This window comes from Streptomyces sp. NPDC092045, from assembly GCF_044756005.1.
Lineage (GTDB): Bacteria > Actinomycetota > Actinomycetes > Streptomycetales > Streptomycetaceae > Streptomyces.
On sequence record NZ_JBIVSC010000001.1, the window covers coordinates 1,046,658 to 1,070,439 of the forward strand.

18 protein-coding genes are annotated in these 23,782 nt (G+C 75.2%); 9 read left to right on the plus strand and 9 right to left on the minus strand.

The window, feature by feature from the left end; genetic code table 11:
• Positions 1-42 precede the first annotated feature (42 nt).
• From ACIQKA_RS04535 to ACIQKA_RS04545, 3 genes are all read right to left on the minus strand, one after another.
• A complete protein-coding gene (locus ACIQKA_RS04535; protein ID WP_383150801.1) occupies positions 43-1,497 on the minus strand; it encodes a glyceraldehyde-3-phosphate dehydrogenase in 1,455 nt (484 codons plus the stop codon).
• Positions 1,498-1,698: 201 nt separating this feature from the next.
• Positions 1,699-2,730 carry a serine hydrolase domain-containing protein gene (locus ACIQKA_RS04540; protein ID WP_383429114.1) on the minus strand — a complete coding sequence of 344 codons (1,032 nt, stop codon included), beginning with the start codon at positions 2,728-2,730 and terminating at the stop codon, positions 1,699-1,701.
• A gap of 163 nt (positions 2,731-2,893) precedes the next feature.
• Complete coding sequence (locus ACIQKA_RS04545) at positions 2,894-4,699, minus strand: VanW family protein (protein ID WP_402539958.1); 1,806 nt, start codon at positions 4,697-4,699, stop codon at positions 2,894-2,896.
• A gap of 254 nt (positions 4,700-4,953) precedes the next feature.
• Between ACIQKA_RS04545 and ACIQKA_RS04550 the strand changes: the two genes are divergently transcribed.
• Positions 4,954-5,988, plus strand: a complete 1,035-nt coding sequence (locus ACIQKA_RS04550) for a LacI family DNA-binding transcriptional regulator (protein WP_383150807.1) — start codon at positions 4,954-4,956, stop codon at positions 5,986-5,988.
• A gap of 392 nt (positions 5,989-6,380) precedes the next feature.
• Here ACIQKA_RS04550 and ACIQKA_RS04555 read toward each other — a convergent pair whose 3' ends face one another.
• Complete coding sequence (locus ACIQKA_RS04555) at positions 6,381-6,620, minus strand: hypothetical protein (RefSeq protein ID WP_383429120.1); 240 nt, start codon at positions 6,618-6,620, stop codon at positions 6,381-6,383.
• A gap of 152 nt (positions 6,621-6,772) precedes the next feature.
• On the opposite strand from ACIQKA_RS04555, the gene ACIQKA_RS04560 reads away from it, so the two are divergent.
• The 4 genes from ACIQKA_RS04560 to ACIQKA_RS04575 all read left to right on the plus strand — a co-directional run bounded on the left by ACIQKA_RS04560 (position 6,773) and on the right by ACIQKA_RS04575 (position 12,314).
• Positions 6,773-7,843 carry a phosphatase PAP2 family protein gene (locus tag ACIQKA_RS04560; protein ID WP_383442322.1) on the plus strand — a complete coding sequence of 357 codons (1,071 nt, stop codon included), beginning with the start codon at positions 6,773-6,775 and terminating at the stop codon, positions 7,841-7,843.
• A gap of 44 nt (positions 7,844-7,887) precedes the next feature.
• Positions 7,888-10,110, plus strand: a complete 2,223-nt coding sequence (locus ACIQKA_RS04565; RefSeq protein WP_383150814.1) for an NADP-dependent isocitrate dehydrogenase — start codon at positions 7,888-7,890, stop codon at positions 10,108-10,110.
• 97 nt (positions 10,111-10,207) lie between these two features.
• Positions 10,208-10,498 carry a hypothetical protein gene (locus ACIQKA_RS04570; protein WP_383150816.1) on the plus strand — a complete coding sequence of 97 codons (291 nt, stop codon included), beginning with the start codon at positions 10,208-10,210 and terminating at the stop codon, positions 10,496-10,498.
• Positions 10,499-10,715: 217 nt separating this feature from the next.
• Positions 10,716-12,314: a sigma-70 family RNA polymerase sigma factor gene (locus ACIQKA_RS04575; RefSeq protein ID WP_402539959.1), complete on the plus strand. Its 1,599-nt coding sequence runs from the start codon at positions 10,716-10,718 to the stop codon at positions 12,312-12,314.
• A 111-nt stretch (positions 12,315-12,425) separates the two neighbouring features.
• On the opposite strand, the gene ACIQKA_RS04580 is transcribed toward ACIQKA_RS04575, so the two are convergent.
• From ACIQKA_RS04580 to ACIQKA_RS04595, 4 genes are all read right to left on the minus strand, one after another.
• Positions 12,426-13,154, minus strand: coding sequence for a CAP domain-containing protein (locus tag ACIQKA_RS04580; protein WP_391093652.1), 729 nt, complete (start codon positions 13,152-13,154; stop codon positions 12,426-12,428).
• A 138-nt stretch (positions 13,155-13,292) separates the two neighbouring features.
• Positions 13,293-14,165 (minus strand): universal stress protein, encoded by an 873-nt coding sequence (locus ACIQKA_RS04585; protein ID WP_383150823.1) that lies wholly within the window; start codon positions 14,163-14,165, stop codon positions 13,293-13,295.
• A gap of 149 nt (positions 14,166-14,314) precedes the next feature.
• Positions 14,315-15,754 carry an acyl-CoA dehydrogenase gene (locus ACIQKA_RS04590; RefSeq protein WP_402539960.1) on the minus strand — a complete coding sequence of 480 codons (1,440 nt, stop codon included), beginning with the start codon at positions 15,752-15,754 and terminating at the stop codon, positions 14,315-14,317.
• Positions 15,755-15,932: 178 nt separating this feature from the next.
• A complete protein-coding gene (locus ACIQKA_RS04595; RefSeq protein ID WP_030213461.1) occupies positions 15,933-16,388 on the minus strand; it encodes an Rrf2 family transcriptional regulator in 456 nt (151 codons plus the stop codon).
• Between the two features lie 487 nt (positions 16,389-16,875).
• Here ACIQKA_RS04595 and ACIQKA_RS04600 point away from each other — a divergent pair, with 487 nt between their 5' ends.
• From ACIQKA_RS04600 to ACIQKA_RS04610, 3 genes are all read left to right on the plus strand, one after another.
• Complete coding sequence (locus tag ACIQKA_RS04600) at positions 16,876-17,736, plus strand: glutathione S-transferase C-terminal domain-containing protein (RefSeq protein WP_402539961.1); 861 nt, start codon at positions 16,876-16,878, stop codon at positions 17,734-17,736.
• A gap of 144 nt (positions 17,737-17,880) precedes the next feature.
• Positions 17,881-18,123 carry a DUF5133 domain-containing protein gene (locus ACIQKA_RS04605; RefSeq protein WP_383150922.1) on the plus strand — a complete coding sequence of 81 codons (243 nt, stop codon included), beginning with the start codon at positions 17,881-17,883 and terminating at the stop codon, positions 18,121-18,123.
• Between the two features lie 152 nt (positions 18,124-18,275).
• Positions 18,276-20,663, plus strand: coding sequence for an ATP-binding cassette domain-containing protein (locus ACIQKA_RS04610; RefSeq protein ID WP_383442333.1), 2,388 nt, complete (start codon positions 18,276-18,278; stop codon positions 20,661-20,663).
• Positions 20,664-20,724: 61 nt separating this feature from the next.
• On the opposite strand, the gene ACIQKA_RS04615 is transcribed toward ACIQKA_RS04610, so the two are convergent.
• The gene (locus ACIQKA_RS04615; protein WP_402539962.1) at positions 20,725-22,173 is read right to left on the minus strand and encodes a D-alanyl-D-alanine carboxypeptidase family protein; all 1,449 of its coding nucleotides are present in this window, start codon (positions 22,171-22,173) and stop codon (positions 20,725-20,727) included.
• 388 nt (positions 22,174-22,561) lie between these two features.
• Between ACIQKA_RS04615 and ACIQKA_RS04620 the strand changes: the two genes are divergently transcribed.
• Positions 22,562-23,767, plus strand: a complete 1,206-nt coding sequence (locus ACIQKA_RS04620; RefSeq protein ID WP_383442441.1) for a cytochrome P450 — start codon at positions 22,562-22,564, stop codon at positions 23,765-23,767.
• The last annotated feature ends 15 nt before the right edge of the window (positions 23,768-23,782 follow it).

The following is a 23,782-nucleotide window of genomic DNA, read 5'->3' on the forward strand; positions in this document are numbered from 1 at the left end:
CCCTCCGGGAAGGGCGCGGCGCGGCGTCGGGCGTCGCGGGGGTCAGACCGCCGGCGACGGGAAGGTCGGGTACTCCACGCCGGAGACGTGCTGGACGACCCGGATGACCTGGCACGAGTAGCCGAACTCGTTGTCGTACCACAGGTACAGGATCGCGTTGTCGCCGTCGACCTTGGTCGCGCCGGCGTCGACGATCGACGCGTGGCGCGAGCCCACGAAGTCCATCGAGACGGCGTCGGGGGCCGTGGTGAAGTCGATCTGGCGCTTCAGCGGCGAGTGCAGCGAGACGTCGCGCAGGTACTCCAGGACCTCGTCGCGGGTGGTCTCGCGGCCCAGGCGCAGGCTCAGGATCGCGATCGAGACGTCCGGGACGGGGACGCGGATCGAGCTGCCGGTGATCGGGGCCTTCAGCTCCGGCAGCGCCTTGGCGACGGCCGAGGCGGCACCGGTCTCGGTGATCACCATGTTGAGCGGCGCGGAACGGCCGCGGCGGTCGGCCTTGTGGTAGTTGTCCAGGAGGTTCTGGTCGTTGGTGAACGAGTGGACGGTCTCCACGTGGCCGCGCAGCACGCCGTACTCGTCGTCCATCGCCTTCAGCGGCGGGACGATCGCGTTGGTGGTGCAGGAGGCGCAGGACAGGATCCGCTCGTCCGGCTTGACGGTGTCGTGGTTGACGCCGTGCACGATGTTCGGCACGTCGCCCTTGCCGGGCGCGGTCAGGACGACCTTGTCGATGCCGGGGCGCAGGTGCTTGGAGAGGCCCGCGCGGTCGCGCCACTTGCCCGTGTTGTCGATCAGGATGGCGTTCTCGATGCCGTACGCCGTGTAGTCGACCTCGGAGGGGTCGTTGGCGTAGATCACCTTGATGGTGTTGCCGTTGGCGACGATGGAGCTGTTCTCCTCGTCGACCGTGATCGTGCCCTGGAACTGGCCGTGGATGGAGTCGCGGCGCAGCAGCGAGGCGCGCTTCACGATGTCCTCGGCGGCCCGCTCGCCGCCGCCGCGCACCACGATCGCGCGCAGTCGCAGACCGTTGCCCGAACCGGCCTTCTCGATGAGGAGGCGGGCGACGAGGCGGCCGATGCGGCCGAAGCCGTAGAGGACGACGTCGCGTCCGTCGCGGCGCTCGATCTTGTTCTCGCCGAGGGCGCCGGCGACGGCCTCGGCGGTGAACTCCGCCACCGAGAGGCCGCGGTCGTCGGTCTTGTGGTCGGCGGCCAGCATGCCGATGTCGATCTGGGACGGGCCCAGGTCGAGGGTGGTGAGCGCCTGGAGGAAGGGGAGCGTCTCGGTGACCGACAGCTCCTCGCCGGCTATCTGCCGGGCGAAGCGGTGGGTCTTGAGGATGCTGACCACCGACTTGTTCACCAGGGAGCGGCTGTGGAGGAGGACGGTGACGTCCTGCTCCCGGTGCAGCTTCCCGATGATCGGGATCATCGACTCCGCGATTTCCTCGCGGTTCTTCCAGCTGGTGAACGAGTCGTCATTGACAGTCACAAGTTTATCTTTCGAGCTAGGCGGCGCTCATATGGTAACCCGCGGCCCGTTCGATCGATCAAGGGGTTCCGGGTGTGACGAGGGCCCCTTGCGGCCCCCTTGCGCCCCGGGGGCTCCGTCCCGTTCCGCGCGCCGGGCGGTCGGGGGGCGCGGACGGGGTGGACGGAGGGCGCGGACGGGGCGGTCGGAGGGGGCGGCCCCTCAGGCGAGGGCCAAGGCCCGGAAGGCGTCCCTGACCCGGGCCAGCGGGCCGGGATCGCGGGTGAGGTAGAGCCGGTTGGTCAGCAGCACGGCCCAGCGGCCCCGCGCGGGCGAGACCCAGAGGGCCGTGCCGGTGAAGCCGAAGTGCGCCCAGACGTCGTCCGCCGGGCCCGTGCCCGGCGCCGGGTGCCAGAAGAGCCCGCGCGGCGGGTCGAGGCGGCCGGTGCGCACGCGCAGCGAGGCGGCGGTCCACGCGGCGGAGAAGGTGCCGGGCACCGGGTCGAGGAGGTGGCGCAGGAAGCGGCCGGTGTCGGCGGCGGTGGTGAAGACGCCCGCGATGCCGCAGGCGCCGCCGAGGAGCCGGGTCGAGAAGTCGTGGACGGTGCCCCTGAGTCGGACGCCGCTCTCCTCGTCGTGCTCCGTCGGCGCGCACCGCTCCCTCAGGGCGGCGGGCAGCGGTCCGTACCGGGTCTCCGCCATGCCGAGGGGCGTCCAGACCCGCTCCCCGGCGAGCCGGGGGAGGGGCAGCCCGGTGAGGTGCTCGGCGAGGTAGCCGAGGACCAGGGCCGCCCGGTCGGTGTACGCGACGGCCTCCCCGGGCCGGTGCCGCAGCGGCTCGGACAGGACCCCGTCCCGCACGTCCCGCGGGTCGGAGCCGTACAGGTGCCGCAGGTTGGCGCGCAGCGGCAGGCCCGCCGTGTGGGTGAGGAGGTGGTGGGCCGTGGCCCCGGCGAGCGGCCGGCCGGCCGCCTCCGGCCAGTACGAGCCGAGCGGGGCGGCCGGGTCGAGCTCGCCGGCGTCGACGAGCGTGCCGGTCACGGCCCAGACGGCGAGGACCTTGGTGAGGCTCGCGACGTCGAAGAGCGTGTCGGGGCGCGTCGGCCCGGCGGGGTCCGCCGGGTCGAGGAGGCCGACGGCCCCGGCCGACAGGGTGGTGCGGGCGTCGCCCGCGGCCCAGGCGGCGCCGGGGACGACGCCCGCGCGCACCGCGTCGCCGAGCAGCCGCTCGCAGGGGTCGGTGCGCTGTGCCAAGGCGGGCCTCCGACGGATCGGGCGGCCCGTCGGGGATCGGGCGCCCGTCCGGAAGGCCGCGCCCGGCCCGCGGTGCTCCGGGGCGCTTCCGGCGGGCCCCTGCGGGCCGCGCTCCGAAGTGATGCCCCGGCCGGACGGGAAGACACCCTTCCGGAGGCGCGCGTCAGCGCCCGTCGGCGATCTCCTGCGGAGTCTTCGCCGGGGCCTTCTCGGGGGCCTCCCCGCCGTCCACCGTGCAGGTCACCTCGTCGCGCGGGGTGTAGTGGGTCTTGAAGGTCTCCCGCTTGACCTCGGCGCCGCCGTTCTTGAACACCCGGTCCACCGAGATGTCGAAGCCCTCGAGGGGAGGCTGCGGCACACAGGCCTTGCCCGTGCCCTCGCGCTTCGCGGGCTGCGTGAGGTTGGTGCGCGGACCGGCGACCGCCTCCACCGAGTCGTACTTCTTCGTCCCGAGGAAGCTCACGGTGACCGAGGAGTCCGTCGCGCTCGCCTTGATGTAGATCGGCTTGCCCGTGTCGTTGCGGAACTTCAGGTCCAGGCTGCCCCAGGCGACGGTCGCCTCGCGGCCGGCCGGGTAGCGCTCGATGTAGAAGGAGTGGGCGCCGTACTCGACGGGCTTCACCCCGGCGAAGAACATGGCGTTGAAGACGGTGGTGGCCATGGCGGACACGCCGCCGCCGGGCGCGGACCGGTACTGGCCGTCGAGGATCATCGTGCCGTCGACGAAGCCGTTGTCCGGGGTGCGCTCGCCGACCGTCTTGTTGAAGCTCCACACCGCGCCGGGCTGCACGAGCGAGCCGTTGATCAGCTCGGCGGCCCGGCCGATGTTCGTCGTCCGGTACGGGGCCGAGGGGAAGTTCACCGTGAACGACGACATCTGCTCGGTGATGCCGAGGCGGGCCAGCGAGTCGGAGGTCAGGTCGGGCTGCGTGACCTCGGTGGCCACCGGGGCCGTGCGGGCCGCGTCGCCGGTCTTGGTGAGCAGCGGGCGGACGGCGTCGCCGAGGGCCTTCGCGGTCACCTCGTGGCCCGGCCGCCCCTCCGACTCCACGACGACCTTGCCGTTCCGCACGCCGAGGGTGGACTGCGTCGGCGCGTTCGTCAGGGAGGCGAGCGGCCGCGCCACGTCCGGGTCGCGCAGCAGCGCGTTCGCGTCGAGGACCCCGCTGAGGTGCCCGTCGTCGTTCTTCACGGTGAGGTGGTCGCTCAGCGTGGCCGGGGAGATCCGCAGGCGCTCGCTCCCCGCCGTGAGCGTCACGGGGCCGGAGAGGGCGGGCTTCGCGTACGTGTCGAGGAAGCGGTTCACCTCGGCGGCGGGCAGCTTCGGTTGGGTCAGGGCGACGGGGAGGGCGACCGGCGACGCGCCCGTGGCGGCCGGGTAGGCCGAGCGGAGGGACTCGACGGACCGGTCGGTGTCCAGCTTCCGGCCGGTGACCGGCTGGGTCGCGACGGCCTTCCCGCCGCGGAAGGCGACGGAGCCCTCGCGGACCGCGCGGTCGTTCCGCTTCGCCAGGTCGGCCACGGTGGCCTTCGCCTTGGCCTCGTCGTACGCGAAGACGGGCCGGATGTCGCGCTCGCCGGACGAGAAGAGGCGCCGGACGACGGTGACGGGGTCGCGGGAGGGGTCGGCCGCCAGCTCGGCGGTCTTCGCCACGTCCACGCTCAGCCCGGCGGCGGCCGGGTCCACGGTCGACGCGAGGTCGCCGACCCGCACGGGGATCGGCGCCTTCCACTCGGCCGGGGCCTCGGCGGCGAGTCTCGCCTCGGCCTGGGAGCGGCTCATGCCGCCGATGTCTATGCCGGAGACCCGGGTGCCGGTGGATATGTCGTCCCCGGTGGCGAGCAGGCCCGCACCGTACAGGCCGCCGGCGGCCACCGCGACCACGCCTGTCGCGATCGCGGCCGTCCGGAGACGCGGACGGCGCCCCTCGCGGGGCGTCGGGGCATGGTCGGTCCTGGAGCGGGGCACGCGCTCTCCCGGGGCGTCGAGGAGGAAGGGGAACCCCACGACGGTACGCCGAAAGAGTGTCTTATGCACATAAGGTCGGTTTGACCTGCGGCAATACGCGGGGTCGCCGAGGCGGTGCGGAGAGTGTCGTCCGGGCCGTCCCGGACTCCGTGCGAGGAGCCGGGGCTCCGTCGTGCCCCGGGAACGTCCCGCCCCGCCTGATAGGTTCGCGGGCGACGCGGGCGGGGCGGCGCCCCGGCGGGGAGGAGCGGCACATGGCGGTGAGCGGGCGGCAGACCGGCAGACCCACCCTGGAGGAGGTCGCCGCGCGGGCCGGAGTCGGCCGCGGCACGGTCTCCCGGGTCATCAACGGCTCCCCGAAGGTCAGCGAACAGGCCAAGGCCGCCGTCGAACGGGCCGTCGCCGAACTCGGCTACGTCCCCAACCGGGCCGCCCGCGCCCTCGCCGGCAGCCGCACCGACGCCGTCGCCCTGGTCGTCCCCGAGACCGAGGCGCGGCTCTTCGCCGAGCCGTACTTCCTCGACATCATCCGCGGCGTCAGTGCCGAACTCGCCGATGCCGACAAGCAGTTGCTCCTCACCCTGATCCGCAGCGAACAGGAGCGGCAGCGCTTCGAGCAGTACCTCGCCGCCCAGCGCGTCGACGGCGTCCTCCTCGTCTCCGTGCACGGGGACGACCCGCTGCCCGACCAGGTCCGCGCCCTCGGCCTGCCCGCCGTCCTCAACGGCCGCCGCTCGCAGGACGAGGCCGTCGCCTTCGTCGACTCCGACAACACCGGCGCCGGCCGGGCCGCCGTCGCCCACCTCGCCGCGCGCGGCCGGCGCGCCGTCGCCACCGTCACCGGCCCCCTCGACATGTACGTCGCCCGCTGCCGTCTCGACGGCTACCGCGAGGGCCTCGCCGAGGCGGGGCTCGCGGCCGACGAAAGCCTCGTCGCGAACGGCGACTTCACCGAGGAGGGGGGCCGCCGGGCCATGCGGGAGCTCCTGGACCGGCGGCCCGACCTGGACGCCGTCTTCGCCGCCTCCGACGTGATGGCGGCGGGCGCGCGGGCCGTCCTGCGCGAGGCGGGCCGCCGGGTCCCCGAGGACGTCGCCCTCGTCGGCGTCGACGACTCCGCCGTCGCCCGGCACATGGACCCGCCGCTCACCAGCGTGCGCCAGCCCATCGAGGAGATGGGCCGCGCCATGGCCCGTCTGCTCCTCCAGGAGATCGCCTCGCCCAGCGCCCCCGGCGACCAGCCCCGCCGGATGCTCCCCACCGAACTGGTGGTCCGCGCCTCCTCCTGACCGGCCGCGCACCCCCTGTGGCATGATCGCGCCGACCCCGGCACGGTGCCGGAACCACAGGGGGCGGACCGTGTCCCGGCATTCCGCGTACCTCGCGCTTCCCCCCTCGGGATCCTCGCCCTGCTGCTCGCCGCCGGCGGCACGGCCGCCCTCCGCACCGGCCGGCCGCTTCCGACGCGGCGCCGGCACGTCCACCGGGTCGGCCCCTTCGGCCGGGCCCGGCCGGTGAGGGCGGGCGCGTTCGCGGCCCTGGCGTCCTCGGCGTTCCCCGACGACCCCGCCCCGCGGAACGGGATCGGCGTCCTCGCCGTCCCCGGCTTCCTCTGCGCCCTGGTCCTCGTGGTCCTCTCCCGGCGCCCGCACCGGGAGCGCCGAGACGGTCCCCCCGCCCGTCAGGAGCGGGGACCCCTGTCCTCGTCGTGGACGATCCAGCGGCCGTCCCCGCCCCGGCCGGGCCGGAACCGGCGTCCGTCGGGGCGGTGGGAGCGGTGCGACTCGCTCATCGCCTCGAAGGCCACGAACCCCGCGATCACCAGGGCGACCACGACCGCGCCCAGGACGTACCAGCCGTTCGGCGCCAGGAACCCGAACGCGATCAGGACCAGCAGCCCGATTCCGATTCTGCGCGGCATCGACATGTGAGACGTCCCCCCGGAGCGTACGTACGGTCTCCGGGGCAGACGCGAGGGCCGCCCGCCCGGTTCCCGCTCCCGGCGCACCGTCCGGCGTGTCGTTCGGACGAGCCCAGCGGGCGGGGCGGCCGGGCGTGGGTTCGAATCGGGGCATGGCTTCCTACGACAGGCCCCGCACCGGCGGCTCCCCGAGGCCGCTCAGGGCCGGCGACACCTGGTGGTACGCCGCCGTGGCGGGCGAGGCCGCCGGCTCGTTCACCACCCGCGTCCGCACCCGGGCCCGGCGCGGCTGCCTCGGGGCCGTCCTCCTGCTCACGGTCGTCTACGCGGGGCTCGTCCTCACCGCGACCGGCCGCCGCTGGGGCGACGCCGCCACGACCGGCCGGCGCGCCGACACCGCCGCCGTCACCCTGCTCCGCGACCACCCCTCCCTCGCCGGGCTCACCACCCTCTCCCTCGTCCTCGGCTGCGTCCTCCTCCTCGCCGTCGGGCTCATAGGCAGGCGGTACGTCCTCACCGGCCTCGCGGCCGGCGGAGTCGTCACCGCCCTCGCCCTCACCGGACTGCTCCGGCTCCACGCCCCGCGCCCCCGCGCCACCGGCGCCGCCGCCCTCCTGCCCAGCGGCTTCCCCAGCGCCCAGACCGCCCTCGCCCTGGGCGTCGCCCTCGGCCTGGCCCTCGTCGTCCCCCGCAGGCTGCGCGCCCCCGCCGTCGGCGCCGCCACCCTCTGGGCCGCCGCCGTCGGCGCGTACACCGTCGCCGACGGCCGGCACCGGCCCGGCGACGTCATCGCCGCCGCCCTCCTCGTCCTCGCCGTCTTCTGCGGGATCCTCGCCCTCCGCGCCCGCAAGGGTGAGGTGCGCCCCGCGCCCCGGCGGCTGCCCGCCCCGGCGGCCCTCCTGGTGCTCGTCCCGCTCGTCCTCGTCGCGGCCGGCGGCCTCGCCGCCGGGATCTGGCTCCTCGGCGACACCCTCGCCCTGCCCGCCACCGCCCCCTACGACCCGGCCGACCTCCGGCTCGCCCACCGCTGCGGACAGGCCCTCGCCGCCGGCGCGACCGCCGCCGCCGGAGTCGTCCTGCTCCTCCTGCTCCGCCACGTCGACGTGGACGGCCCCCCGCCCCCGTACCGGCTCGGCGGTCCCTTCGCCGAGGCCGCCGGGGCCCCGGAGGACGAGGAGCTCGTGGGGCCCTTTACCGAGGACCGCGATCACGAGATATCTTGATGTCGAGCAATCTCGCATACGCAGACGTGGAGCGGAGCACCCTGGTGACTGACTCGACCATCATCTACACCCACACCGACGAGGCGCCTGCCCTGGCGACGTACTCGTTCCTGCCCGTGGTCCAGGCGTACGCCTCGCAGGCCGGAGTCACGGTCGAGACGCGGGACATCTCCCTCGCGGGCCGCATCATCGCCGTCTTCCCGGAGTACCTGGAGGAGGGCCAGCGCATCGCCGACGCCCTCTCGGAGCTGGGCGAGCTGGCCAAGACGCCCGGGGCCAACATCATCAAGCTGCCGAACGTCTCGGCGTCCATCCCGCAGCTCAAGGCGGCCGTCGCCGAGCTCCAGGCCCAGGGCTACGCCCTCCCGGCCTACCCGGACGACCCGAAGACCGACGAGGAGCGCGAGATCCGCGCCCGCTACGACAAGATCAAGGGCTCGGCCGTCAACCCGGTCCTGCGCGAGGGCAACTCCGACCGCCGCGCGCCGGCCTCGGTGAAGAACTACGCCAAGGCCCACCCGCACCGCATGGGCGCCTGGACCCCCGAGTCCAGGACCAACGTCGCCACCATGGGCGAGAACGACTTCGCCTCCACGGAGAAGTCCGTCGTCATCGCCGCGGACGACACCCTCCGCTTCGAGTTCACCGCCGCCGACGGCACCGTCAGCGAGCTCCGCGAGCCGCTGAAGGTCGTCGCCGGCGAGGTCGTCGACGCCGCCGTCATGCGCGCCGCCGCCCTGCGCACCTTCCTGAGCGAGCAGGTCGCCCGCGCCAAGGCCGAGGGCGTGCTCTTCTCCGTGCACCTCAAGGCCACCATGATGAAGGTCTCCGACCCCATCGTCTTCGGCCACGTCGTGCGCGCCTTCTTCCCGGCCACCTTCGCCAAGTACGGCGAGGCCCTCGCCGCCGCCGGCCTCTCCCCGAACGACGGCCTCGGCACCATCCTCAACGGCCTGGACGGCGTCCCGCACCTGGGCGCCGAGATCAAGGCCTCCTTCGAGGCCGAGCTCGCCGAGGGCCCCGCCCTCGCGATGGTCGACTCCGACAAGGGCATCACCAACCTGCACGTGCCGTCCGACGTCATCGTCGACGCCTCGATGCCGGCCATGATCCGCACCTCCGGCCACATGTGGGGCCCGGACGGCCAGGAGGCCGACACCCTCGCCGTCCTGCCGGACCACAGCTACTCCGGCGTCTACCAGGCCGTCATCGAGGACTGCCGCGCCCACGGCGCCTTCGACCCGTCGACCATGGGCTCCGTACCGAACGTCGGCCTCATGGCGCAGAAGGCCGAGGAGTACGGCTCCCACGACAAGACCTTCGAGATCGCCGGGGCCGGCACCGTCCGCCTGGTGAACTCCGCGGGCGACACCGTCCTGGAGCAGGAGGTCGCCGAGGGCGACATCTTCCGCGCCTGCCAGACCAAGGACCTGCCCATCCAGGACTGGGTCAAGCTCGCCGTCACCCGCGCCCGCGCCACCGGCGACCCGGCCGTCTTCTGGCTGGACGCCGAGCGCGCCCACGACGCGCGGCTCATCGCCAAGGTCGAGGAGTACCTGCCGCAGCACGACACCGAGGGCCTGGACATCCGCGTCCTGTCCCCGGTCGAGGCCACGAAGTTCTCCCTGGAGCGCATCCGCCGCGGCGAGAACACCATCTCGGTCACTGGCAACGTCCTGCGCGACTACCTGACCGACCTCTTCCCCATCCTGGAGCTGGGCACCAGCGCCAAGATGCTGTCGGTCGTCCCGCTGATGGCGGGCGGCGGCCTCTTCGAGACCGGCGCCGGCGGCTCCGCCCCGAAGCACGTCCAGCAGCTCGTCAAGGAGAACTACCTCCGCTGGGACAGCCTCGGCGAGTTCTTCGCCCTGGCCGCCTCCTTCGAGCACCTCGCGTCCACCACGGGCAACACCCGCGCCCAGGTCCTCGCCGACACCCTCGACCGCGCCACCGGCACCTTCCTCAACGAGGACAAGTCGCCGACCCGTCGCCTCGGCGGCATCGACAACCGCGGCAGCCACTTCTACCTGGCCCTGTACTGGGCCCAGGAGCTGGCCGCCCAGACCGAGGACGCGGAGCTCGCCAAGGTCTTCGCCCCGTTCGCCGAGAAGCTCGCGGCCGACGAGGGGAAGATCGTCGACGAGCTGATCGCCGTCCAGGGCTCCCCGGCCGAGATCGGCGGCTACTACCAGCCCGACCCGGCCAAGGCCGCGGCCGTGATGCGCCCGTCCGCCACCCTCAACGAGGCCCTCGCGTCCCTCGCCTGATCCGGCGCGCGGCCCCGTACCGCCCCGGCCGGAGGAGTTTCCGGCCGGGGCGGTCCCGTCGGTGGCGCATACGGCATCCGGGTGTGAACCTGGATGGATGAGTTGGGCATCTTGGACGACCACCGGTGTCTACACCGGGCGAGGTGGGGTGCTGACCGACGAGGCCGGGAACGTCACGGGCGATCTGACCGTGCACACCACCTGGACCGAGCGCGAAGCACGTGTGGCCGTGCAGTACAGCGGCGCGTCCGACTGGTTCACCATGTCGGGCAGTCCCGTCCCCTGCGCAACGGAGGAGGAGAGCCGGGATCTCCACGACGCCGTCGTGGAGGCCGTCCGGGAGGGAAACGGGGCCACGGTCCCGAGACTGCCCGGGCCCCTGGTGTAGGACCGGCCGCCCGGGCACCGGCCCCCGAGCACCACCGGCACCCGAGCACCGTCCGCACCCGGACGAACGCCACCCGTGTCCGAGCACCACGAACGACCCGAGCACCACGAACACCCGATCACGACACGCGTCCGTCACCGCGAGAAGTGTTATCCCTCCCGCGCCCACGGGTCTCCGAAAGACGGGGAACACGGACCCGGGACGAGGGAGCACACCCATGCACAGCGACGAGCGCCGCACCACCGCCCTCGTGGAGGCGGCCAGGGCCGGTGACGTCCACGCCAGGGACGAACTGGTCCGCGCCTACCTGCCGCTCGTCCACAACGTCGTCGGCCGCGCCCTCGACGGCCACGCCGACACGGACGACATCGTCCAGGAGACGATGGTCCGCGCCCTCGACGGCCTGCCCGGCCTCCGCGACCCCGCCAGGTTCCGGTCCTGGATCGTCGCCATAGCGATGAACGGGATACGCCGCCGCTGGCACGAACGCCGGCGGGCCCCCGTCCCGGGCCTCGACCAAGCCGCCGACCTCGCCGACCCGGCCGGGGACTTCACCGAGCTGACCATCCTCCGCCTCGGCCTCTCCGGGCAGCGCCGCGACGTCGCCCGCGCCACCCGCTGGCTCGACGGCGACGACCGCGACCTCCTCTCCCTGTGGTGGCTGGAGGCCGCCGGCGAGCTGACCCGCGCCGAACTCGCCGAGGGCCTCGGCGTCCCCCCGCAGCACGCCGCCGTGCGGGTCCAGCGCATGAAGGAGCGACTGGAGACCGGCCGGGCGGTGGTCCGCGCCCTGGACGCCCTGCCGCCGTGCCCGGAGCTGACGGAGATCCTCGGCCCCTGGGACGGCCGGCCGTCCCCGCTCTGGCGCAAGCGGATCGCCCGCCACCTGCGCGCCTGCGACGCCTGTACGCGCCGGGTGACGGGCCGCCGGGGCCTCGCCCCCGTCGAGGGCCTGCTCGTCGGGATCGGGCTCGTGCCCCCGCTCGGCCTCGCCGCGACGACGGCGGACGGGTGGCCGGACGCGGAACTCGCGGGGCACGGGGAGCCCGTCGCTTCCGGACGCGGCCCGGACGCGGAGGCCGCCGCGCCCGGTCCCGCCCCGGACGGAGGGCCCGCCGCGCCCGTGGACGGTTCCGCCGTACGGCCCGGTGGCGGGGCAGAGCCCGCCGGCCGGTGGGCACCCGGGCGCGGGACGGTCGTCGCCGGGGTCGCCGCCGTCGCCGTCCTCGGCGCCGTCGCCCTCCTCGTACCCTCCGAGCCGGAGGCGCGCGTACGGCCCGCGCGGCCCCTCGCCGCGCCCCCGGCGGCACCCGCCCCGACCACCACGGCCCCGGCGCCGGCTCCGACGACCACCACGCCCGCCCCCGTACCGACGACGACCACCCCGGCGCCCCGCCGCACCACCCCGCCCCCGCCGCCGCCCACCACCGGGGAGCGGGTGACCGGTCTCGTCAACCGGCTGCGGGCGGAGGCGGGTTGCGCCCCGCTGCGCACCGACCCCCGGCTCGTCGCGGCGGCCCGCGCCTACGCCCGCGACATGGTCGCGCGGGGCTACTACGGGCACAGCAGCCCGGAGGGCGACTTCGCGGACGCGCGGATCAGCGCCGCGGGCTACTCCTGGAGCGCCTGGGCCGAGAACCTGGCCAGGGGCGCGACCGGCCCGGAGGAGGTCGTCGAGGACTGGCGCGACGGCTCGATGCACGAGGAGAACATGCTCGACTGCCGCTACCGGGACACCGGAGTGGCGTCGGTGCCCGGCCCCCGGGGCACGATCTGGGTGCAGAAGCTGGCCGCGCCCGCCCCCGGAGGGGAGTGACGGCGGGACGTCCGGCAGCCGGACGTCACGGCGCCCGACCGTACGCCCGACCGGACGGCCGGACGGCCGGGCAGCGCGACACCCGACCGTACGCCCGACCGGACGGCCGGATCAGCGCCTGGCGCCGAAGTTCTGCACCCACCAGGGGCCGTCGGCGCCGAGGGACACCCCGACGCCGATGTCCTTGAAGGCGCAGTTCAGGATGTTCGCCCGGTGGCCGGGGCTCTCCATCCACTCCGCCACGGTCCGCGCCGGGGTCGCCGGCCCGCGGTGGATGTTCTCCGCCCAGGTCGACCAGGCGTAGCCCGCGCTCCTCATCCGGTCGCCCCCGTCCCGGCCCTCCGGGCTGCTGTGCGCGTAGTAGGCGCGGGCCGCCATGTCGTCGGCGTGCCCCTGGGCCGCCGCCCGCAGCCGCCTCTCGGAGCGGAGCGACCGGCAACCGGCCTCCGCGCGCTCGGCGTTGACGAGGGCGACGACCTCCCCGGCGTACCGCTCGGCCCTCCCGGTGCCCGCCGCGCCGCCCCCGGGGACCAGGAGGGGCAGCCGCTCCCGCAACTGCGCCCGCGCCTGCCCGGGCCCGGCCTCCGGGCCGGTCCGTACGGGAACGGGGACGGCGGCGGGCGTGGACGCGGGTGCCGGGGAGGCCGCGGCCGCCGGACCGCCGGGCGCCGTCGAGGCCAGGTACGTCCCCGTCGCCACCGTGAGCGCGACGGCCGCCGCCCCCGCGACGGCGACGACCGTGCGGAGACCCGGGCGCCGCCGCGCTCCGCCTCTCCCGCGGTGCCGGCCGTCCGCCCGCGCGGACCGGTCGGAGGGTCGGGGACGGACGTGGTACCGCATGGTGCTCCGCTCTCTCGCCGGGGTCGCCGGACGGCCGGCCCCGGCGAGAGCCGCCGGGGCGACGGTGACGACCCTTTCCGGCCCCGGCCGTCCCGACACCCCTCGTCAACCCGGCGCGTCAGCTCACGTCGAAGCCTTTCAGCCCTGCGGAACGACCGCCACCGGGCAGGGCGCCAGATGGAGTGCCGCGTGCGCCACGGAGCCGATCCGCGGCCCGACGGCCCCGCGCTTGGCCCGCCGCCCGACCACGAGGAGCTGCGCGGCCCCCGACCGGGAGAGCAGCACCTGTCCCGCGCTGCCCAGTTCGACGTGCTCCTCGACCCGTACCTCCGGGTACTTCTCCCGCCAGGGGTCGAGCGCCTCGCGCAGCGCCTTCTCCTCGTACGGCACGAGCCCGCCGGCCTCGTCGGCGAGCCGCATCGAGGCCGGGCTGTACGCGTAGAGGGCCGGCAGGCTCCACGCACGTACGGCCCGCACGGACGCCCCGCGCGCGGCGGCGGTCGCGAAGGCGAAGCCGAGCGCGGCGGCGCTGTCCTCCGGGCCGCCGAGCTGGCCGACCAGCACGGGCCCGGCGGGCGGCTCGGCCCCTTCGCCGCCGCGGGACCGGACGGCCACCACGGGGCGGGTGGCGGCGGCGATGATCTGCTGTCCGTACGAGCCGAGCAGGAACCCGGCGACGGGGCCGTGGCCGCGCGAGCCGATGACGAGCATCTCGGCCCGCTCCTCGGTGCCGAGCAGCGCGGCGACCGGGGTGTCGGGCAGCACCTCGGCCGAGAGCTCCAGGTCCGGGTGGCGGCGGGCGATCTCCGCCTCGGCCTCGCGCAGGACCGCGTGCGCGGCCCGTCCCTGGGCCTCGGGGTCCTGGACCAGGGGGAGATCGAGGGGCTCCCAGCGCCAGGCGTGCGCGAGCCGTAGCGGGAGGCCCCGGTGCAGGGCCTCGCGGGCGGCCCAGTCCGCCGCGGCGAGACTCTCCGGGGAACCGTCCACTCCTGCGACGATCTCACGACTCATCCGGCTGCCTCCGTCTGTTGCGGTGCGGGGCCCGCCCGGCCGGCGGACCCTCTCCCCCCCCAGCTTGGGCCCAACGGCCGCCCGACGGCAGGGCCGTACGTCCCGACATGCTGTTTTCCGTCGTGACGGGGGCTCAGGAGCGGTCCGGATCAGGCCAGCAGGGTGAGCCGCGCGTGGGTGCCGTTGAGGTAGTGGTCCCCGATGTCCCGGAGCCGGTGGTCCGCCCGCGTCGGGGCGGTGAGCGCCCGGGCGTTGCGCCAGAAGCGGTCGAACCCCGGTCCGCCGCCCCGCGAGTCGGCGCCCGCCGTGCCGTCGACGAGTTCCAGGATCCGGGTGGTGATGTGGACGGCCGCCCGGCCCGTGACGGTCTCGGCCGCCGCGACGAGGACGGAGATGTCGGCGCGCTCCTCCAGGGTCAGCGACCACTCGGCGTGCAGGCCCCGGGCGAGGGCGTCCGTGGCCCGCTCCGCCACGGCGGCGGCGGCGTGCGCGGCGGTCGCCAGCTCCCCGTAGGCGAGGAGGAGGTACGGGTCGTCCCCGGACCCGGCCGGGGCGGTGCTGTCCGCCGCCACCGGGCCGCCCGCGCCGCCGGCCGGGACCGGACCGGCCTGGTCGGCGCGGCTGATGTCCCGGGCCTCGGCCAGCGCCCCCTCGGCGACGCCCAGTCCGACCTGGGTGAGGAGCAGCCGCAGGGCGAGCGGGGCGAGGGCGGTGAACGGGGCGACGGCGTGCTCGTCGTGCGGGAGGACGCCGAGGACGTGCTCGGGCGGTACGGGGACGTGGTCGAAGGTGACGGTGCCCGCGCCGGCCAGGCGCTGCCCGACCCGGTCCGTGCCCGCGTCGGTGAACACCCCCGGGTGCGCCGGGTCCACCAGGACGACCAGGAGGTCGCCGGTGCCGCCGGGGCGGGCGCCGACGACGAGCCGGTCGGCCACCGTGACGCCGGACGCGAAGGCGCGGCGCCCGTCGAGGATCCAGCCGCCGCCGCTGCCCTCGGCGGGGGTGAGCGCGAGGCCGGGGTCGGTCGCGGTGCGCGGCGGTTCGACGCCGCCGGCGAGCAGCCAGCGCTCCTCGGCCGTCCACACGTCGAGGGAGGGCGGGCGGCGGTGGGCGGCGTCCGGCCGGTGGGCGGCTTCCGTCTCCGTGGCGGGGCCGGGGCTCTCCGCCGCCGGGTCCCGGTCCTCCGTCGCGGACGCGGTGCGGGGGGCGTGCGCCTCGTGCGCCGGGCCGAAGAAGCGGCTGCTCCAGGACAGCGCGTAGTGGTGGGCGAGGAGTTCGCCCACGGAGCTGTCGGCGGCGGAGATCTCCCGCACGACCGCGCACGCGGCCCGCAGGTCGGCGCCCCGCCGGGACGGGCCCGGTGCCGTGAGGAGGGCGGGCAGGCCCGCCTCCTGGAGCCGGGCGACCTCGTCGAAGGGAGCCTTGCCGGCCCGGTCCCTGGCCAGGGCGTCCACGGCGAGGTCGTCGGCGAGCTCCCGGGTGACGCGGGGCCAGATCTCGTCGTCGGCGGGCCGGTCGACGGCCCGTCCGGCCGCTGCGGAGGCGGTGCGTACAGCTGATCTCTTCGGCGATTTCCTCGGCGTACTCACGTCACCTCACATGATCCCTAGTATCCCCACTGGAATAGTAGGGATAGTGGCAGAGGTGGCCGCCGCTCCCCAAGGGGCGTCCGCAGGGCGGACAAGGTCGTCTTGATCCGTGAGATGAGGCCAAGTGGGCGCGGGTCGCGCCGGGTTGGCCCGGCGGGACGGGCGGGGCGGGGGAGGGTCAGGGGTTGGTCCAGGCCTCCGGGTCGTCGGCGAGCGCGACGATCCCGGCCGGCAGCTCCGCCGCCGCCACCTCCGCGAGCGAGACCCCGAGCACCTCGCGGACCCCCGCCCGCAGCGCGATCCACAGCGTCAGGAGCGACTCGGCCGGACCCGTGTACGACAGCTCCGGCGGCCGCTCCCCGCGCACGGAGACCAGCGGGCCGTCCACGCAGCGGATGACCTCCGCGACCGAGATCGTCTCGGCGGGCCTGGCCAGCCAGTACCCGCCGTTGCCGCCGCGCTGGCTCTGCACCAGACCGCCCTTGCGCATGTCCCCGAGGATGCCCTCCAGGAACTTGTGCGAGATGCCCTGGTCCTCCGCGATGGCCTCGGCCTTCAGCGGGCCCGCGTCCCGGGCGGCGGCGAGCTGGAGGGCGGCACGCACCGCGTAGTCGGCCCTGGCTGAAATGCGCATGCGCGCATTATTCCGTACGGTCGGGACGGATCCGCGCGCCCGTGGGACGCGCCGTTCCGCCGGCCGCGCCGCTCGTCGTGGGACGCACCGTACCGCCCTCCGAGACGGGTCGTGCCGCACCCTTGACGCGGCCCGTGACCGGCCGGACACTCAGGGACGGGAAAACCGAGCGAACGGGTAGGAAACCATGGGACGCACCGGCCGGAGGGACACCGCGTCCGCCGCGCCCCTCCCGCGCTCCCTGCCCCTGACGTCCCGCCGTCACATCGACCTGCTGCGGGTCTGCAGCGCCGCGTAGTCGCCGCCTCCTCCCGGCCGGGCCCGCGCCGCCCCCGCCCGCCGGGCCCCTCCGCCGCGGTCCGCCCGTCTCCTCCTGCACGTATCCCCGCCGTTCCGGGCCCCGTCCGGCCGGCGCCGCCGTCGTCGTGCCGTCGACCGCCGCCGTGCGCCGCCCCGACCCGGCACCGAGCACCCTCAAGGGAGAAGCATGTCCGTCGTCCCGTCCTCGCTGCTGCCCGCCTCCGCCGTGCCCGCCTTCCGCGGCCGCATCGGCCGCGACGTGCGCAGCGGCCACTACGCCGTGCCGCACCGCTACCGCCTCCACGTCGCACCGTCCAGTCCCGGCTGTCTGAGCATCGCCCTCACCCACGGCCTGCTCGGACTCGACGGCACCCTCCCGCTCACGGTCCTGCCCGACACCCCCGACGCGCCCGACGGCGGGTACGCGGTCCTCCGCCCGCTGTACGAGGCCAGCGCCCACCTCTACGACGGCCCCGCCTCCGCGCCCGTCCTCAGCGACGGCTGGACCGGCCGGATCGTCACCACCCACGTCCCCGACATCCTCCGGGACCTCGCCCTGCGCTTCCGCGGCGACGGCCCCGACCTGCTGCCCGAGGAGCACCGCGCCGAGATCGACGCCGTGGCCGAGCTGTGCGAGCGGAGCGTCAACCGGGCCGCCCAGCGGGCCGGCGAACTCGGACTCGACGACGAGGCCGCCCACCACGAGCCCCTCGGCGTCCTCTTCGCCGCGCTCGGCTCCCTGGAGGAACGCCTCGCCCGCCACCCGTACGTCCTCGGCGACGCGCCGACCCTCGCCGACGTCCACGTCTGGGTCGCCCTCGTCCAGCTCGACACCGTCCACCGCTGGCACCTGGACGCCGCCGCCATGGACCGGGTCGCCGCCCACCCGGCCCTCTGGGCCTACGCCCAACGCCTCGCCGCGCTCCCCGGGTTCGCCCGCCACCTCGACATCGACGCCGTCCTGCGCCGCCACCGCTCCCACTGCCGGGGCCGCGAGGCGGCGGGCGCGGGGATCCGCATCGTCGACTGGTCGGCCGCCCCGCGCTGACGGCCCGGGAACGGGTCCGGGGAGCACGTTCTCCGGACCCCGGCACCCCCGCACCCTCCTCCTCCGTCACGCACCGTGTCCGCGCGGGTCGCGGGCGTGGCCGACGGCCGCCACTATGGAGCGACCCAGGAACAGGAGGACGCCATGCTGCTGCCCGACAGGAACACGGTCGACCGGTTGCTCCGGCACTACCGCGCCCAGGAGCGGACCGTGCTCGCCCGGCCGTGCGACCTGTCGGCCCGCCGGCGCTTCGAGGACACGGCGTACACCCTCTGCGTCCTGATGGGGGAGCGCAGCGCCCGCGCGGCGGCCCGCGCCGCCGAGCGGTACGTGACCGGGAGCCGCGCCCCGGCCCGGCCGGCCCTGGAGGGCCTGCCCGGGGCCTGATCCCTCGCGTACCGCTGGAAGAGATCAGGAATAGAGAAGCGTCACCACCGTGCCGCCGTTAGCGTGACGGCCATGGACGTCGCGACGCCCGCCGAAGGCGGGCCGGGCGCGACGGACCACCCTTTCGGCCCCGCGCGACAGCTGGAGACACGATGAGCAAGGCCCCCAGGCCGGACGAGCAGACGTCCGTGCCGCACGCCGCCGACCGGCACGACCTGATCCGTGTGCACGGCGCGCGCGAGAACAACCTCAAGGACGTCAGCATCGAGATCCCGAAGCGCCGCCTCACGGTCTTCACCGGCGTCTCGGGCTCGGGCAAGAGCTCCCTCGTCTTCGACACCGTCGCCGCCGAGTCGCAGCGGCTGATCAACGAGACCTACAGCTCCTTCGTCCAGGGCTTCATGCCGACCCTCGCCCGGCCCGAGGTCGACGTCCTCGAAGGCCTCACCACCGCGATCATCGTCGACCAGCAGCGCCTCGGCGCCGACCCGCGCTCCACCGTCGGCACCGCCACCGACGCCAACGCGATGCTCCGCATCCTCTTCAGCCGCCTCGGCAAGCCCCACATCGGCCCGCCGAGCGCGTACTCCTTCAACGTCCCCTCCGTGCGGGCGAGCGGCGCGATCACCGTCGAGAAGGGCGCCAAGAAGGCCGTCAAGGCCACCTTCGAGCGCACCGGCGGCATGTGTACGCGCTGCGAGGGCCGGGGCACCGTCTCCGACATCGACCTCACCCAGCTCTACGACGACTCCAAGTCCCTGGACGAGGGCGCGCTCACCATCCCCGGCTACACCGTCGGCGGCTGGAACTACCGCCTCTACACCGAGTCCGGCCTGGTCGACCCGGCCAAGCCGATCCGCTCGTACACCAAGAAGGAGCAGGAGGCCTTCCTCCACCAGGAGCCGACCCGGATGAAGATCGCGGGCATCAACATGACCTACGAAGGTCTGATCCCCCGCATCCAGAAGTCCTTCCTGGCCAAGGACAAGGAGGGGATGCAGCCCCACATCCGGGCGTTCGTGGAGCGGGCCGTCACCTTCACCACCTGCCCCGGGTGCGACGGAACCCGGCTCGCGGAGGGCGCCCGCGCCTCGAAGATCGGGAAGGTCGGCATCGCCGACGCCTGCGCGATGCAGATCAGCGACCTGGCCGCCTGGGTCCGCGGCCTCGACGAGCCCTCGGTGGCCCCGCTGCTCACCGCGCTCCAGCTGACCCTCGACTCGTTCGTGGAGATCGGCCTCGGCTACCTCTCCCTCGACCGCCCCGCGGGCACCCTCTCGGGCGGCGAGGCGCAGCGCGTCAAGATGATCCGCCACCTCGGCTCCTCGCTCACCGACGTCACCTACGTCTTCGACGAGCCCACCGTCGGCCTGCACCCGCACGACATCCGGCGGATGAACGACCTCCTGCTCCAGCTGCGCGACAAGGGCAACACGGTCCTCGTCGTCGAGCACAAGCCGGAGGCCATCGCCATCGCCGACCACGTCGTGGACCTCGGCCCCGGCGCAGGGACGGCCGGCGGCACCGTCTGCTTCGAGGGCACCGTCGAGGGCCTGCGGGCCTCCGGCACCGTCACCGGCCGCCACCTCGACGACCGCGCCTCCCTCAAGGACGCGGTGCGCGAGCCCACCGGCGCCCTGGAGATCCGCGGCGCGTCCGCGCACAACCTGCGCGACGTCGACGTCGACGTCCCGCTCGGCGTCCTCACCGTCGTCACCGGCGTCGCGGGCTCCGGCAAGAGCTCCCTCGTGCACGGCTCGCTCCCCGCCGGAGAGGACGTGATCTCCGTCGACCAGAGCCCGATCCGCGGCTCCCGGCGCAGCAACCCCGCCACGTACACCGGCCTGCTCGACCCGATCCGCAAGGCCTTCGCCAAGGCCAACGGCGTCAAGCCGGCCCTCTTCAGCGCCAACTCCGAGGGCGCCTGCCCCACCTGCAACGGCGCCGGCGTCCTCTACACCGACCTCGGCATGATGGCCGGCACCTCCTCCACCTGCGAGGACTGCGAGGGCAAGCGGTTCCAGGCCTCCGTGCTCGAACACCTCCTCGGCGGCCGGGACATCAGCGAGGTCCTCGCGATGTCCGTGACCGAGGCCGGGGAGTTCTTCGCCTCCGGCGAGGCCGCCACCCCGGCCGCGCAGCGGATCCTGGCCCGGCTCGCCGACGTCGGCCTCGGCTACCTGACCCTCGGCCAGCCGCTCACCACGCTCTCCGGCGGCGAGCGGCAGCGGCTGAAGCTGGCCACCCACATGGGCGAGAAGGGCGGGATCTACGTCCTCGACGAGCCGACCACCGGCCTCCACCTCGCCGACGTCGAGCAGCTCCTCGGCCTGCTCGACCGCCTCGTGGACTCCGGCAAGTCCGTCATCGTCGTGGAGCACCACCAGGCGGTCATGGCGCACGCCGACTGGATCATCGACCTCGGCCCCGGCGCCGGTCACGACGGCGGCCGGATCGTCTTCGAGGGCACGCCCGCCGACCTGGTCGCCGCCCGCTCCACCCTCACGGGGGAGCACCTCGCGGAGTACGTCGGCGCCTGACCGGCGGCGGGGCGCCGACCGGGCCGGGCGTACGGACCGGTCGGCGCCGCACCCCCTCTCCTCACTCCTGCGCGGAGCCGCCGGTGCCCGCGCCCGCCCGGCGCCGCCACAGCCACAGCGCGAGCGCCGCCGCGCAGGCCGTGCCGATCAGGCCCAGCGGCGGACCGGCCGACGCGTCCGAGGCCGCCGAGGCCCTGTCGGGGCCGTCCCCGGCCCGGCCGTCCTCCACCGGTGAGCCCTGCGCGGGACCGCCCTCCGCCGACGCGCCCCGCACCGGGGCCTCCTTCGCGGAGGAGCCCGACGCCGGAGCGCTCTGCGCGGAGGTGTCCTTCGGTCCCGCGCCCTTCGTCCCGGAGGCCCCGGCGGACGCGGTTCCCGCCTCCGCCCCCGCCCGGGGCACCCTCTCCGGCCCGGCGCCGTCCCGTCCGTCCCGGGCCGCCGCCACGGCCCGCGCGTCCGCCTCGGCCCTCGGGCGCTCCGGCAGCAGCGAGCCCACCGGCCGCACGCGCCCCGCCGCCTCGAAGCCCCAGTCGAGCAGCGACCGCGCCTCCTCGTACACGGCGTACCCGCCGCCCTCCTGCGGGTTCATCACCGACACGACGAGCGTCCGGTCGCCCCGCTCGGCCGCGGAGACCAGCGTGTTGCCCGCGTTGCTCGTGTAGCCGTTCTTGATGCCGATGAGCCCGGGATAGCGGTCCACCCCGTTCTCCCCGGTCAGGAGCCGGTTGGTGTTGGCGATCCCGTACGACCACGAGCCCGCCGGGAAGTCCGCGTACCGCGTCGAGCAGTAGCGGGTGAACGCGGGGTCCTGGAGCCCGGCCCGCCCGAAGACCGCCAGGTCGTACGCGGAGGACACCTGCCCCGGGGCGTCGTAGCCGTCCGGAGAGACCACGTGGGTGTCGTTCGCGCCCAGGGAGCGGGCCTTCTCCTGCATCTTCCGGGCCATCGAGTCCCAGCCGCCGTTCATCGCGGCGAGCACGTGCACCGCGTCGTTCCCGGAGCTGAGGAAGACGCCGTTCCACAGGTCGGAGACCTTGTACGTGTACCCCTCCTTGATCCCGACCAGGCTGCTGCCCGCCCCGATGCCGGTCAGCTCGGAATCGGCCACGGTGTGCTGCTCGGAGGGATCGTGGCGCGGGAGCGCGGTGAGGGCGAACAGCGTCTTGAGCGTGCTGGCCGGCGGCAGCTTCCGGTGCGCGTCCCGCGCGGCGAGCACCTCGCCCGTGGACGCGTCCGCGATCACCCACGACAGCGCGGAGGCCGCGGGCAGCCGGGGCGCGCCCGCCAGCGGCTGCACCTGCACGCCCCGCCGGTCGAGCCGGGCCGGGTCGACGCGCCGCCCCACCGGCGGGGTGGGCTCTCCGACGGCGGAGGCCCGGAAGACGGAAGGAGCGGAGGAGACGGACGGGGCCGTGGGGGCGGGGGAGGCGACGGCCGCCGGAACGGGCAGCACGAACAGCAGGGCCGCGGAACCGGCGGCAGCGTGACGGACAGCTGACGTGACGATCATTCGGCCACCGTAGGGAGGAGGTGACGAACCCGCAGATCGAAGTGCGCCGACCGGGGGAGGGGGTGTGGCGTACGGCGGCGAGTCGTGGGCCGACCGGGTGGTCGGGGCCCGCCGCCGGGCGCCCGGGGACGGTGGGTGACGCCCCCTCACCCCCGCACCGGAGCACCGCCGTTCCGTACGGGAACCCCGGGGCCCCGGCCCGCCGCCCCGTCCGGCCGACCGCTCCGCCGGACGCCCCGCCGCGCCGGACAACTCCCGGCGGAATCCGCGCGGTTGACCGTAGGATCTGACCGCTCGCGCGCCGCACCGGCCCGTCTCCGCAGACAGGAGCCCCCTCGTGAACGTGAACACCCCGCACCCCGCCGCCTCCGGCCGCCCGCCGCACCGCATGGACCCGGCGGGCGGCTGCCCGCACGCGGACAACGCGCGCCTGCTCGCCGGGGGCGCCGTGGTCCCTGTGGTCCTGCCCGGCGAGGTCGAGGGCATGGCGGTGCTGGGCCACGACGCGCTGCGCGAGTTCCTCTCCCACCCCGACGTCGCCAAGGGCGCCCGGCACTTCACCGCCCTCGCCGAGGGCCGCATACCCGAGGGCTGGCCGCTGCGCACCTTCGCCACCGTGCCCGGCATGACCACCGCGGACGGCGCCGACCACCGCCGGCTGCGCGCCCTGGTCAGCAGCGCCTTCACCGCCCGCCGGGTCGAGGAGCTCCGTCCGCGCGTCGAAGCGGTCACCGCCGGACTCCTCGACGGACTCGCCGAGGCCGCCGCGGCCGGGGACGGCGTCGCCGACCTGCGCCGGCACTACGCGCTGCCGCTGCCGCTCGGCGTCATCTGCGAACTCTTCGGCGTCGACCCGGCCCACCAGGACCGGCTGCACCACCTCTCCAGCCTGGTCGTCGCCACCGACACCGAGCCCGCGCGGGCCGTCACCGCCAACCGGGAGCTCGTCGAACTCCTGGGCTCCGTCGTCACCGCCAAGGCCGCCGCCCCCGGCGACGACCTCACCAGCGCCCTCCTCGCCGCCCACGGCGAGGAGGGCGACCGGCTCAGCGGGCCCGAGCTCATCGGCACGCTGCTCCTGATGATCGTCGCGGGCCACGAGACCACCCTGAACCTGATCACCAACGCGGTCCGCGCGCTCTGCGCCCACCGCGACCAGCTCGCCCTGGTCCTCGCGGGCCGCGCGACCTGGGCGGACGTGGTGGAGGAGACCCTCCGCTGGGACAGCCCGGTCAGCTACTTCCCGTTCCGCTACCCGACCCGCGACCTCACCGTCGACGGCACCCTCGTCCCCCGGGGCACCCCCGTCCTCGCCGGGTACTCGGCGGCGGGCCGCGACACGAAGGCCCACGGCCCGGACGCCGACCGCTTCGACGTCACCCGCACCCCGACGGCCAAGCACCTCTCCCTCGGCCACGGCCCCCACTACTGCCTGGGCGCCCCGCTCGCCCGCCTGGAGGCCACGACCGCCCTGGAGGCGCTCTTCACCCGCTTCCCCGACCTGGACCTGGCCGTCCCGGAGGACGGCCTGCCCCGGCACGCCGGCTTCGTCGGCAACAGCGTCCGGACGCTCCCGGTCCGCCCGACCCGCTGACCGCCCGGCGGAAGC

Bases quoted from the DNA above. Each gene is read 5' to 3' on its own strand.
- ACIQKA_RS04550 (WP_383150807.1), top strand. From the start codon at position 4,954: ATGGCGGTGAGCGGGCGGCAGACCGGCAGACCCACCCTGGAGGAGGTC.
- ACIQKA_RS04555 (WP_383429120.1), bottom strand. From the start codon at position 6,620: ATGCCGCGCAGAATCGGAATCGGGCTGCTGGTCCTGATCGCGTTCGGG.
- ACIQKA_RS04560 (WP_383442322.1), top strand. From the start codon at position 6,773: ATGGCTTCCTACGACAGGCCCCGCACCGGCGGCTCCCCGAGGCCGCTC.
- ACIQKA_RS04570 (WP_383150816.1), top strand. From the start codon at position 10,208: ATGAGTTGGGCATCTTGGACGACCACCGGTGTCTACACCGGGCGAGGT.
- ACIQKA_RS04575 (WP_402539959.1), top strand. From the start codon at position 10,716: ATGCACAGCGACGAGCGCCGCACCACCGCCCTCGTGGAGGCGGCCAGG.
- ACIQKA_RS04580 (WP_391093652.1), bottom strand. From the start codon at position 13,154: ATGCGGTACCACGTCCGTCCCCGACCCTCCGACCGGTCCGCGCGGGCG.
- ACIQKA_RS04585 (WP_383150823.1), bottom strand. From the start codon at position 14,165: ATGAGTCGTGAGATCGTCGCAGGAGTGGACGGTTCCCCGGAGAGTCTC.
- ACIQKA_RS04595 (WP_030213461.1), bottom strand. From the start codon at position 16,388: ATGCGCATTTCAGCCAGGGCCGACTACGCGGTGCGTGCCGCCCTCCAG.
- ACIQKA_RS04600 (WP_402539961.1), top strand. From the start codon at position 16,876: ATGTCCGTCGTCCCGTCCTCGCTGCTGCCCGCCTCCGCCGTGCCCGCC.
- ACIQKA_RS04605 (WP_383150922.1), top strand. From the start codon at position 17,881: ATGCTGCTGCCCGACAGGAACACGGTCGACCGGTTGCTCCGGCACTAC.
- ACIQKA_RS04610 (WP_383442333.1), top strand. From the start codon at position 18,276: ATGAGCAAGGCCCCCAGGCCGGACGAGCAGACGTCCGTGCCGCACGCC.
- ACIQKA_RS04615 (WP_402539962.1), bottom strand. From the start codon at position 22,173: ATGATCGTCACGTCAGCTGTCCGTCACGCTGCCGCCGGTTCCGCGGCC.
- ACIQKA_RS04620 (WP_383442441.1), top strand. From the start codon at position 22,562: ATGGACCCGGCGGGCGGCTGCCCGCACGCGGACAACGCGCGCCTGCTC.